General features: G+C 67.2%; 9 protein-coding genes. 5 read left to right on the forward strand and 4 right to left on the reverse strand.

Translation table 11 applies throughout. The features are described 5' to 3' along the window. The first annotated feature begins 156 nt into the window (after positions 1-156). The 4 genes from IEZ08_RS38035 (at position 157) to IEZ08_RS38050 (ending at position 4,723) form a co-directional block, all read left to right on the forward strand. Positions 157-510, forward strand: coding sequence for a transposase (locus IEZ08_RS38035; protein WP_189244133.1), 354 nt, complete (start codon positions 157-159; stop codon positions 508-510). Positions 511-667: 157 nt separating this feature from the next. Further along, a complete protein-coding gene (locus IEZ08_RS38040; protein WP_189244134.1) occupies positions 668-1,219 on the forward strand; it encodes a TetR/AcrR family transcriptional regulator in 552 nt (183 codons plus the stop codon). Further along, on the forward strand, positions 1,216-2,748 hold the full coding sequence (locus IEZ08_RS38045; protein WP_189244135.1) for an MFS transporter: 1,533 nt from the start codon (positions 1,216-1,218) through the stop codon (positions 2,746-2,748). The genes IEZ08_RS38040 and IEZ08_RS38045 overlap by 4 nt, the downstream gene beginning before the upstream one ends. A gap of 592 nt (positions 2,749-3,340) precedes the next feature. Next, the gene (locus IEZ08_RS38050; protein ID WP_189244136.1) at positions 3,341-4,723 is read left to right on the forward strand and encodes a cytochrome P450; all 1,383 of its coding nucleotides are present in this window, start codon (positions 3,341-3,343) and stop codon (positions 4,721-4,723) included. A 575-nt stretch (positions 4,724-5,298) separates the two neighbouring features. On the opposite strand, the gene IEZ08_RS38055 is transcribed toward IEZ08_RS38050, so the two are convergent. The 3 genes from IEZ08_RS38055 to IEZ08_RS38065 all read right to left on the reverse strand — a co-directional run bounded on the left by IEZ08_RS38055 (position 5,299) and on the right by IEZ08_RS38065 (position 9,290). Further along, positions 5,299-6,165: a mycofactocin-coupled SDR family oxidoreductase gene (locus IEZ08_RS38055; protein ID WP_068923818.1), complete on the reverse strand. Its 867-nt coding sequence runs from the start codon at positions 6,163-6,165 to the stop codon at positions 5,299-5,301. Positions 6,166-6,545: 380 nt separating this feature from the next. Beyond that, the gene (locus tag IEZ08_RS38060; protein ID WP_189244137.1) at positions 6,546-8,090 is read right to left on the reverse strand and encodes a sensor domain-containing diguanylate cyclase; all 1,545 of its coding nucleotides are present in this window, start codon (positions 8,088-8,090) and stop codon (positions 6,546-6,548) included. Positions 8,091-8,672: 582 nt separating this feature from the next. Further along, positions 8,673-9,290, reverse strand: coding sequence for a TetR/AcrR family transcriptional regulator (locus IEZ08_RS38065; protein WP_189244138.1), 618 nt, complete (start codon positions 9,288-9,290; stop codon positions 8,673-8,675). Positions 9,291-9,522: 232 nt separating this feature from the next. Between IEZ08_RS38065 and IEZ08_RS38070 the strand changes: the two genes are divergently transcribed. Next, on the forward strand, positions 9,523-10,488 hold the full coding sequence (locus IEZ08_RS38070) for a helix-turn-helix domain-containing protein (protein ID WP_229803944.1): 966 nt from the start codon (positions 9,523-9,525) through the stop codon (positions 10,486-10,488). A 268-nt stretch (positions 10,489-10,756) separates the two neighbouring features. On the opposite strand, the gene IEZ08_RS38075 is transcribed toward IEZ08_RS38070, so the two are convergent. Further along, on the reverse strand, positions 10,757-11,426 hold a 670-nt coding region (locus tag IEZ08_RS38075), incomplete at its 5' end, for a transposase (protein ID WP_189244140.1).

An 11,426-nucleotide genomic window follows, 5' to 3' on the forward strand; every position in this document is an offset into this window, starting at 1 on the left:
GGCGGCTTGCTGAAGACGAGCGCCGCGATACCGCCTGACCGGTTTCGCAACAGTCACTTAGGCGTGCCTTCACGCGATCGACGACGGCGTCGACGTCGCGGCCGTGCTGAGGCCTGCCCTGTGAATCTTTCTCTCAGGAGTTCAGCCGGGTCACCGATGTCATGGGCATGGTGCACCGAGGGGAACTCACCGATCAGCAGTGGGAGCAGATCAAGCCGCTGCCGCCGCAAGGCCTGCAGTGCTCGTGCCACCCGCCGCTATCTGCGCCGCCGGCGGATCGCCGCCACGATCCCGGAGAAGGCCGACCGGTTGGCCCATCGCCGGAGCCGGGGTTCGCGGGGCGGCCGGCCGTACGCCTTCGATTCGGAGATCGACAAGCGGCGCAACGTGCTCGAGCGCGCGATCGCGCACCTGAAGCAGTACCGTGCGCTGGTCTCCCGGTACGCCAAGCGCGCGGTCATCTACCGCTGCCAGATCCTGCCGGTCGCGGCCTTGGACTGGCTCTCGTGATTCACAGGACAGGCCTTAGAGCAGGACTTTCCTACGGCTGGCCCTGATCTGCCTGCTGGGCATGACGCTGAGAAGGTAACGATCCATGGTTCCCTATCGATGAGTCATGCATGTCTCACTTGAGGCATGCATGTCTCTTATAGGTTATTATTGGCTTATGAGCTTTGATCGTGATCATGTGCTGCATGCTGCCGCTGATCTCCTGACGCGGAAGGCGACGGCGACGATGGAAGAGGTCGCCCGGGCCGCGGGGATCAGCAGGGCGACGCTGAATCGTCACTTCACCGGGCGCGATGCCCTTGTGCGCGCCCTGGAGGAGCTGGGCATCGCCAAGTGTGAGGCGGCGTTGGAGGCGGCGCGCCTTGAGGAGGGGGCGGCCGCGGGCGCGGTGCGCCGTCTGGTGCGCGAGATCCAGCCCTGTGCGGGCCTGCTCACCTTCCTCTACTCCGAAAACCAGCTCTTCGAGGGCGAAAAGCAGAACGCGGGCTGGTTCCGTATCGATGAGCGGCTCACCGGCTTGTTCCGCCGAGGCCAGGAAAACGGTGAGTTCCGCATCGACTTGAGCGCGACGTGGCTCGCCGAGGCTCTCTACGGCCTGCTGGCCGCCGGCAGCTGGGCCGTCACCGAGGGCCGGGTGGCCCGCAACGACTTCACCCACATGATCGCCGAGTTGCTGCTCGGCGGCGCGACGCGAAGGGACGGATCATGACCAGTGTTCTGCATTCGGGGGAGCAGGACAGCACGCAGCGGCGCTCCGGCCGCTGGCTCGCCTTGGGCGTCCTGGTTCTTGCCGTGCTGCTCGTGGCGGTGGATGCCACCGTCTTGGGTCTGGCCACGCCCTACCTCAGTGAGGATCTGCAGCCTTCCGGCACTCAGCTGCTGTGGATCGGCGACGCCTACTCGTTCGTGATCGCCGGCCTGCTCATCTCCATGGGCAGCCTGGGCGACCGCATCGGCCGCAAGCGCCTGCTGCTGATCGGAGCCACCGCCTTCGGGCTGGTCTCGGTGCTCAACGCCTACGCGCAGACTCCCGAGATGATGATCGCCGCCCGGGCGCTGCTCGGTGTCGCCGGCGCCACGCTGATGCCCTCCACCCTCGCGCTGATCCGCAACCTCTTCCAGGACTCCCGTGAGCGCACTCTCGCCATCGGTATCTGGAGCGCCGCCGCCTCGGCGGGTATGGCGGTCGGCCCGATCGTCGGCGGTCTGCTGCTGGAGCACTTCTGGTGGGGCTCGGTGTTCCTGATCAACCTGCCGGTGATGGCGTTGCTGGTCATCGTCGGAATCAAGATGCTGCCGGAATCACGCAACCCCTCCCCGGGGCCGTGGGACCTGCCGAGTGTCCTGCTGTCGCTGGTCGGCATGGTCGGCATCGTGTACGCGATCAAGGAGGCCGCCGCCGACGGGTTCACCTGGCCCACCCTGGCGGCAGGCCTGCTCGGTGGGGCCGCTCTCTACGGGTTCGTCCGGCGTCAGCGCCGTCTTCCCGTCCCGTTGGTGGACGTCCGGCTGTTTCGCAACGGCGGCTTCAGCGGGGCCGTCCTGGCGAACCTGCTGACCATCCTCGGGCTGTCCGGACTGCTGTTCTTCCTCTCCCAGTACCTGCAGCTCGTCCAGGACCGGCGTCCCATCGAAGCAGGCATCGCCGAGCTGCCGGCCGCCGTCGGCGCGGTCGTGGCCGGCCTGATCGCAGGCGCCGCAGCGCGACGCTTCTCGGTGCGCGCGGTCGTCTCCAGCGGCCTGGCCGTCATCGGCCTGGCCCTGGCCGCACTCACCACGATCAGCCAGTCCACCGGCTACCCCCTGCTCGGCGCCACCCTGCTGATCGTCGGCTTCGGCGCCGGACTGTCATTCACGGTCACCTCGGACATCATCCTCACCGCCGTCCCCAAGGAACAGGCCGGCGCTGCTTCGGCGGTCTCGGAGACGGCGTACGAACTGGGCACCGCCCTGGGCATCGCCCTGCTGGGGTCCGTCGTCACCAACATCTACCAGGACTTCACCGGACCGGCCGGAACCCCGCAGGCAGCACACGAGTCACTGGCCGGAGCCGTCGTGGCCGCCGCGCGCATGCCCGCCGATGCGGCCGCCGCGCTGCTGCACGCGGCACGCGAGTCCTTCGTCGGTGGAGTGGCCCTCGCCGCCGGCGTCGGCGCCGCCTTGCTGCTTGTCGCCGCTGTCGCCGCGTGGTTCCTGCTTCGCGGCCAGAAGCTGAGCAACGAGCCCGTCCAGCACTGAGGAACGAGGAAGATCGCGCAAGCAGCACCTACTGCCGCGGGAAAGGACCACATCGGCAGCCGGAGCCTGGTGGTCGATGCCGGTATCACCGGCAGCTCTACGGCGGTTTCCCCCGTGGCTGCTCGTTTCCGACACTCGCCGGGCGGCTGAGGAGACCGCCGGGGCCTACCGGCGCCCCCTGCCGTGCAGAGCGCGTCCGGGCCGGGGACGCGCGGACCATCCAGATCCTGCGGGAGACCGGCCCGGGCGGCGCGAGTGCTGTACGTGGCCTGCGGAACGCCGCCCGGGACAGGGCGGATGGCCGACAGTCGTCACGGGCGACGCCGAGCCCCTGGCCGCAGTCGGGTCCACGTCGCGCCCGCCACCAGGCCCCGGGCACAGTTGGGGCTACCGATCGCCTGATACAGGGCCCGAGCGCCACGAAAGCACACTTGCCCTCCTCCGGACGGCGCACTCATGCCTGCGAACAGTGTTAATCGACTTTCGTCTGTATCGCCGCTCCACGAGTGCGAGCAGAATCTGCCTCATATGAGACTGACCCGTCTCAGCGGGATTCGGCGACTGCCGAGGACGGCCCGATCAGGAAGAGACGATGAGCTATCACCCCACCGACACCGCACGGCTCTACGCCGGTGCTTCCCCCAACCGGCTGTGGTTGTGGCTGCTGGCCCGCACCGGTGATCCGTTGGCCAGGCTTCTCGAACCAGGGTTCCGCGGTGACGCCTACGGGCTGTATGAGCAGATGCGCGCTCAGGAGCCGGTCTATCGCAGCCGTACCGGGATGCTCGCCGTCTTGTCGTATGACCGCTGCAGCCGGGTTCTGCACGACCCTCGCTTCTGGGCATGGCGGTCATTTGCCCACCCTGCTGGGAGGCGTGTACCCCCGCCTGGGGAGATACTCGGCGCTGCCGGCCCGTTCGAGGCACGGATGCAGGAAAACGATCACGCGTGTACCGTCGCTGCCTCCCTGGTGAAGCCGGCGCTGCAGCTCTCCGTTTCCCGCGTCGAGGTCACCGCCCACAACCTGCTCGACCGGGCTGCGGATGGCGACGCGTTCGATCTGATCGACGACTTCGCCCTTCCCCTGGTCACTGCGTGCCTCAGTGAAGTACTGGGCATCCCCCATGGCGATTCAGCACGTTTTGCCGACCTGTGCGCCGTCATGGGCCGCTCGATCGGCGGGAGGCCTTCAGCAAGACAGGCCGAAGAACTGCACGACGCGAACGAGGATCTGGAGGCGTTGCTGATCCGGCTTCAACGTGAGCGACGCAAGCATCCCGGCGGTGACCTGATCAGCCGGCTCACCGCTGCGCGCCGCGGCCGCACGCCAGAACACGACCCGGACAGGCTGCTCGGTCACGTCCGTCAGCCGGAACGCCGGAAGAACCCGGACGCCGGCACGACTGGCTGGCCCAGCACCGCCCCCGCCAGATTGAACCTGGAGGAGATCGTCGAAGCATGCAAGGAGCTGATCGTTTCCGGCCTCGACATCGCAGTCAATCTGATCGGCAATGCGGTGGCCGCGCTGGCGGCCTCCCCTGACCAGTGGCAGATGCTCAAGGCGGCACCGCAACTGGCGGACAAAGCAGCCGAAGAGACCCTGCGGTTCGATCCTCCTCGCCAGTTCATCTTGCGTATCGCCTCTGAGCGCATCGAGCTGGCAGGACACACAGTGCCCTCCGGTAGCAGAGTTCTTGTGATGCTCGCTGCGGCCCACCGGGACCCCGACCAGTTTCCCGACCCTGCGCGCTTCGACATCAGCCGTACTTCCGGCCCCAGGCATCTCGCCGTCAGCAGGGCCATGGGACTGGAGTCTTCGCTGGCCCGACTGACAGGAGAGATCGCTCTGCGGACGCTCGCGAGCCGATTGCCGGAACTGCGCATGGCAGGGCAGGCAGTCCGCAGGCCCGGGGGGGCCGTCCGCGGCTTCGTCCATCTGCCGCTCCGCGCCCGGGCCGCTCCGATGGGATGCTGATCGTTGACGATCCCAGCGCGATCTACAAGGGCACTGGTCGGCCGGCATGGCCGGCCAGTACTGCAGGGCACCTCAGGTTGACGGGCTCCGCACTTCCCGAGTTGATCGACGCGGCCGGGATACGCTGGAGGGCCAGGGAGGACGACGAGCACGGCGAGGACCTGCTCGGCCTGACCTCCTGCAGGCGCGCAAGTGGACGCCCTGGCATCGGTACGTCACCATCGCCATGCGCGTGCTGGCGGTTCTAGCCGTCTCGCACGCCACGCTGCCTCCAGCGCCGCTGAAACCGCCGAACCAGGGAGGGCCGCCTGCTTCGCAGATTGCCTCGACAGCACGAGAAACAGCCAAGTCGGAATACTCGGCAGTCAACGGAGATCCAGTTCGTGGACGACTGGTTATAGAAGATCGCCGTTCTCCTGGATCTCCGCCCTCACCAGGCCTGCCTTGCGGGGAGACTCCCCGGGCCGGTGCAGGATGTCACTCACGGGCTTGTGCGGATGGCCGGTCTAGGCAGGCGTGGGGCTTATTGGTTCGCCACGCCGGCGCCCCTCGTGGGATGCAGAACCGTCCGTACGTCAGGCTTCGGCGGACGGTATGACTGCGCCCAGGTTGGTCCGAGAGAGGACGGAGTGGCCGGCGTCCACGAAGAAGTGCTGGCCGGTCACATAGGCGGCCAGGTCCGAGTTCAGGAAGAGCGCCACCTTGGCGGTCGACTCCGGCTGCATCATGGGCATCGGCAGCGCGTTGAAGAAGTAACCGGCCTGGTGCATGTGCTCGATGGTTCCACCCTCATGGCCGGCGTACCGGTCCAGCATGCCCTGCCATGAGGTCATCTCGCTGGCGATGAAGCCAGGCTTGATCGCGTTGCAGCGGATGCCGAAGGGCGCCACCTCCACCGCCACGTTCTTCATCAGGCCGATGACGCCGGCCTTTGCCGCCGTGTAGTGCGCGATGCCGGGGTCGGGGTCGTCTGAGTTGGACGAGGCGGTGATGACGATGGATCCGCTCTTGCGTTCGATCATGTGGGGCAGGACCGCCTTGACCGAGCGCCATACTCCCGTGAGGTTGACGTCGATCATGTCCTGCCAGGTCTCGTCGTCCAGCTCCCAGACTTTCCCCTCGGTGAGGATGCCCGCGTTGGCGATGAGGCAGTCGATCTTGCCGAACGCGGCGATGCCCTGGCTGACGGCGTCATCCAGCGCCTGCTGGGAGCGGACATCCGCGACGACCGACAGAGCGCGTCGGCCCAGAGTTTCGACGAGGCGAACCGTCTCCGCCAGGTCTTCCTTTCCCGCCAGGTCGTAGGGGACTGTCTTGATGGGAGCGTCGATGTCGGTGAGGATGACGTCTGCGCCCTCTTGCGCCGACGCGAGAGCGTGAGCGCGGCCCTGTCCGCGGCCTCCACCGGTGATGAACACCACCTTGCCGTCCAGCAGTCCCATGGGCTTCTCCTTCATTCGTGAACCTGGCCGAGGGTTGTGCGTGGTGCAGCCGACGCTCCGCGCACGCGGAAGTACCGACGTCATGGTGTTCAGCGAGCAGGTCGAGAAGGGCCGGCCGGTCGCCTGACCCCATCCACGTCGGCTGCCGCATGTCTACTTTCCTGTGCCGCCAGGGCGCCCTCATAGAAAATCCGCGCCACGCCATCACCGCCCGATGTCACCGATGCAAGATCAGCTGGACATTGGGCTTTCCCTGGCTCTGCTGTGCGCTTGCGGGACTGCCGCCTGCAGCGGTCCAGCCGTCCCGTTCTGGAGCCCTTCGGAGACCGGGCGGACCACGGCACCTGCGGACCGGCGCGGGTGGAGCCGTCGTTGTCGGCTTACCGGGCGATCGGGGTGTCGGCATGACCGGATACGGCGGGCGCGAACATCACGTAGCGGCCTTTTCCTGCCTTCTTGGCCTGGTAGAGAGCCAGGTCGGCGTCCCGTAGCAGCTCGTCGGCACTGCCCGGTGGGCCGGTGGCGATTCCGATGCTGGTGCCGACGCGCACCTCGTATGCCCGATCATCTCCCAGGATGAACGGCTCTTGTACAGCCTGGATGATCCGGGTCGCGACTGTCTCCGGCCGGCCGTCTCGTGCATCCCGTAGCAGGACCACGAACTCGTCTCCGCCGAGCCGGCCCACGGTGCTCTCATCGCGCAGCACGCCGGTCACCCGCCGGGCGACCGCGCGGAGCAGCCGGTCACCGGCGGCGTGCCCAAAAGTGTCGTTGACGTTCTTGAAGCCGTCCAGATCGAGGAACATGACCGCGATGGCCGTATCCGGCTGCCGGCAGTCGTCCAGCGCCTGTCCCACCTGCTCCAGGATCAGCGCGCGGTTGGGCAGCCCGGTGAGAGCGTCGTGGGTGGCCTGGTAGCGCAGTTGCTCGGTCTTGCGGGCCACCAGGTCGAGGGCGTACCGGCGGCTGCGTGCCAGCACGTGCATGAACGCCGCCAGGAGCGCCGACAGCAACAGGCCGCTGCCCAGCGTGGCCCAGAACGCCATATCGGCATGGCGGTCTGCGTCAGCGGAGCCGCTGGTGACGCGGACGACCCAGGTGCTGTCGGCGTCGACGGTGAACTCCCGCGTCGCAGCAGATTGCGGTACGGAGCCGCCGGCGGCCAGGACGATGGGTGACGCGCTGTTCAGGGGTGTCTTCGCACCGGGGTGGGGCCGGTACAACAGTTCCACCCGCAGGTCGTGGCGACTGCTCAGGCCGGCGGCGATGATGGCCCTGGCGTCGAAAGCACTGATCACGAATCCGCGCGGTGGAGCATGACGCTCCTCGATGGCCGCCGGCGCGGTGGCAGGGGCGGAGACGAAACGAAGTAGCGCGAACAGTCCCGTGCGCGCGTCCAAGGTCGCCATCACCGCTCCGGTCTCGTCATCCGGTCCGTCGGGGGGCGCATGGCCCGACCCGCGCCGGAGGGCGCAGTAGTCGAAACCCGGTGGATATGCGGCATAAGGAGAGGAGGCCGGGGCGGCGCTCAGGCGGGCCAGGCAGTACGCCGAGTGGGAACCGGCGGGGACCACGGACAGGTTCCCGGCGGGAGCCCCGGCCGGAAGGCGTGGAGGATCGGTGCGGATCGCCTGCTGGAAATCGTCCAGTTGCGCGGCCGGCACGATCTGGATATAGCCGTAACCGGCTCCGCCGGGGTAGCGCTCGAAGACCTCCGACTCGGTGATCCACTCGGCGAACTGCCGGTTGGTCATGTCCGGCCGGGTTGCCACGGTGGCATGCAGGGTCGCGATGAAGTCGGTATGACGCAACACCGTGGCCGAGATCGCCGCGGCCACATCGGCCATGGTCTTGTCACGCCGTTCCTGCTCGCTGGCCTGTATCTCCGCGCGCTGCTGCGCCGCGGTGGCGAAGGAGGCGACCATGCACAGCAGCACAAGCAGGTACGCGCCAACCGTGGGCCACCGGCTTGAGCTCTGCCACGTGGCGGATCCTTGAGCACTGCGTCCGCCGGTAGGACGACCCGGGAACAATGGCATGACCACACCTTCCGTAGTCCCGAAGATTCACTGGTCATCTTGTGCATGGGGCTGCTCATGTCCATCGGCCGCCGAACCGGCTTTCCTGAGAACAATCGTCAAATTCTGTGGATCGTGGGTGATTTACAAAGCTTGAAGCCATTGATCGAGGACTGCGAAGTCTTCGTCGGCAAGTTCCCGGGATTCCACGTGGTGAAGGAGAGTCCGGCCGCTGTGGTGCGCGCAGGCCGACTCCCCGCCTCGGCGGTGAACCGCGCCAAGCGCACATCCTGCGCCCGCTGGCCCGAAGTCAGGCGTCCCGAGGTGTACGAGCGGACGGGATCAAGGAGGAGAGCGGCGTCCTCGTCCCACCTGAGCGTCCTTCGGCGATCGCGGCCGACGAGGAATCCCGCTCCGCAGGTGACGCCGAGATCCGAGGACGTTCCTGGCGCCTGACGCCGGGGAGCCTGCGGCCTGCGGTTGCCTGCGTCACACGACTGACAGAGGCAAGCGCCCTTCGGCCAAAGCTGCCGTGGCCGCCACGATCTGGTCGAGCGAGCGCTCGTCGGCCATGTCGTCGGGGCGGGCGAGCCGATGCAGGATCAGTCCGTCGAGCCCGGCGAAGAAGAAGCGGGCCACCTCCTCGACCGGACGGACCAATGTCGTGCCCGTGTATGCCGCGGCCTTCCGGAACGCGTCCTCGAAGACGGTGTCGAGCTGCCGCTGATAGTCGGTGACGGTGGGGCGCAGTGACGGGGAGCGGAGGCCCATGACGAAGAGCTCGGTGATCAATCGGTGAACGTGGGGCTGCTCGACGACGGTACGCCATAGCTGCCGGGCGTACGCGCCGATGGTGGCTTGAAAGTTCGGTTCCGTCGGTATGTCAATGCCCCGGACCTGCTCAGCGATGTCAGTGGTCAGTTGCTCGATTACCGCTCGGTACAGCTCGTCTTTGGCGCCATAGACGTAGTGCACCGTCGCCTGTGCGATGCCGAGTTCGGCGGCGATCGCACGCGTGCTGGCGGCGGCTACGCCGTCCCGGCTCATTACGGCGATGGCGGCGCGGATCAGCTGCGGTCGGCGCTCAGCGGCGCTCACGTGTGCCACGGTCTGATCGTATGAGACCTCAGGGCCTCGATGACAAGAAGTTGTTCAACTGACATTGTCAGTTGAACAAATCGCGTCTACGGTGGGAGCACGATGACCGGGCAGCCCTTGGCTCGCTGACCCGTGACGACCCGGAGCAACGCGTGAAGAGCATTCGATCCGATGCCCGTCTCGCTCGGTTCGCGCCGTACCGTGCGGGCTCGTGGCCTGCCACGCCGGAGGTCCTGTGGTGATGGTGGAGACCGGGGAGCGCCTGCACATGGACGGGCCGATCACCCCCGAGTGTGTCCGGGCGTGGAACAACGCCTATGTGTCGAGTCGCATGGCCGATTCGGTGTGGTTCCCGAAGCAGCTCACGTCGTTTCGCGGACGGTTTCGGCGGCGCACGCTGCAAGACCTCGTTCTGGTCGATGTCGAAGCCGATCCCTTCGGGGTCCGCTTCACGGGTGACTCGCCGGTGACCCAGTACATCGGAGTGTCGGTGAACACGCGCACGTTCAGCGAGCGAGTCGTGTTCGGTGACCACCGGGAGTACGTGGTGTCGGCACCGGTCGAGGTCTGGGACGCCACGACATTGGTGGAGTCCGAGATCCTCGGCCCGATGTCGCAGACCGTGGTACTCGTTCCGAAGCCGGCACTGCACATGTCGAGAAGCAACTCCCTGATCCTGGACGAGGCGGCGATCGAGGGGGACCAAGCCACACTGCGTCTCCTGCGCGGGGTGCTCCTGACCATCGCGGCCGAGGCCGACCGGCTCAGCCCCACCGCCATCAGTGCAGCGCGCAACGTCGTCGTCGAACTCCTGCTCAGCGCGGTGCAGGAGTATCGCCAGCCGTCAAAAGCGGCAGTCAGCGAGAGCATGCGCCTGTCGGTGAGCCGGTGGATCGACGACCACCTCCATCTCGGTCACGTCCTGCCGGCCCGGGCCGCCGAGCAGCACGGAATCTCCGTACGCTCGCTGCATCGCCTGTTCGCCGACTCGGACGAGAGCTTCGGCTCCCTGGTGCGCCGACGCCGGTTGGAGCGTGCCTACCGTGACCTGCTGCACACCGGCGACATGGTCCAGACCATCGCCATGCGCTGGGGCTACGCCGATGCGAGCCACTTCATCAATGACTTCAAACGGGTGTACGGCAGCACCCCGGCTTCCTACCGGAAGGTGTGGCAGAAGGTACCTGACCGCGACGCCGGGGCGTGACACGGGTAGTCGATGGAGTCACGGTGAAGCAGTTCGACGGCATCGTGGGAGCGCGCGTGGCGCGCCAAGGCATTGATGATGATGTGACCTTCAACGTGTGCGGCAGGCTGCATCCGCGCAGTTGTCTTCAGCTGGAGCGGGGAATCATGCCCGGCGGCGGGAAGGTGGGCTTAGGTCCCCACCGCGGAGCGTTTCCTGAACGCCCTCGGACAGGCCGAATGTCTGCTAGCGCTGTGACCGGAAACGATCACCGGGTTGAGTGAGGGTCTCAGGCCGCGGTTGCGAGCGGTCGACCGCCCCAGCGGATGCCCTTCTCACTGCGGACGCGGGCACGTTCCCGGCGCTGGGCGGCCAGCACGTCGGGATGGCGGGCATGGGCGTTGCGCCAACGCAGGTAGGCGTGCAGCGCCCGGGTCTGGACGGTGTGGTTCGGGTGATCGGAATTGGCCAGGGTGAACTGCCGCAGGGGCCCGAAATGCGCCTCGATCGGATTGGCCCACGAGGCGTAGGTGGGAGTGAACAACAGCCTGACCTTGTTCTTCTTGGCCCAGACGCGGATACGCCAGTTCTTATGCGCCGACAGGTTGTCCAGGATCACGTAGATCGGGGCGCCGTCCGGGCGGGCGGCGCGGATCGACTTCAGAGCGGCCCAGGTGTGGTCGATGCCCTTGCGGGCCCGGTTGACGCCCCACAGCAGGTCATCGCCGACCGAGTAGCAGCCATGGAAGTAGCGCACGCCCTGGGTGCGGCGGTAGGTGGCCGGCAGCCGGTCCGGCTCGCCTTGCGGTGCCCAGGCCGTTCCGGCGGTGGGCCGGATGCCCAAGGGTCCGAACTCGTCGAAGGCGAAGGTGCGCTCGGGCCGCTGGGTCAGGGCGTAGTCGATCGCGTCCAGTTTGGCGTCGAAGTCCGCGTCCGGGGACTCCTTCCAGGTCTTGGTG

Source organism: Planobispora rosea (assembly GCF_014648175.1).
In the GTDB taxonomy this organism is placed as follows: domain Bacteria; phylum Actinomycetota; class Actinomycetes; order Streptosporangiales; family Streptosporangiaceae; genus Planobispora; species Planobispora rosea.

Excerpts from the sequence above, each read along its gene's own strand:
- IEZ08_RS38035 (WP_189244133.1), top strand. The coding sequence starts at position 157 with ATGTCATGGGCATGGTGCACCGAGGGGAACTCACCGATCAGCAGTGGG.
- IEZ08_RS38040 (WP_189244134.1), top strand. The coding sequence starts at position 668 with ATGAGCTTTGATCGTGATCATGTGCTGCATGCTGCCGCTGATCTCCTG.
- IEZ08_RS38045 (WP_189244135.1), top strand. The coding sequence starts at position 1,216 with ATGACCAGTGTTCTGCATTCGGGGGAGCAGGACAGCACGCAGCGGCGC.
- IEZ08_RS38050 (WP_189244136.1), top strand. The coding sequence starts at position 3,341 with ATGAGCTATCACCCCACCGACACCGCACGGCTCTACGCCGGTGCTTCC.
- IEZ08_RS38055 (WP_068923818.1), bottom strand. The coding sequence starts at position 6,165 with ATGGGACTGCTGGACGGCAAGGTGGTGTTCATCACCGGTGGAGGCCGC.
- IEZ08_RS38060 (WP_189244137.1), bottom strand. The coding sequence starts at position 8,090 with ATGGTCGCCTCCTTCGCCACCGCGGCGCAGCAGCGCGCGGAGATACAG.
- IEZ08_RS38070 (WP_229803944.1), top strand. The coding sequence starts at position 9,523 with ATGGTGGAGACCGGGGAGCGCCTGCACATGGACGGGCCGATCACCCCC.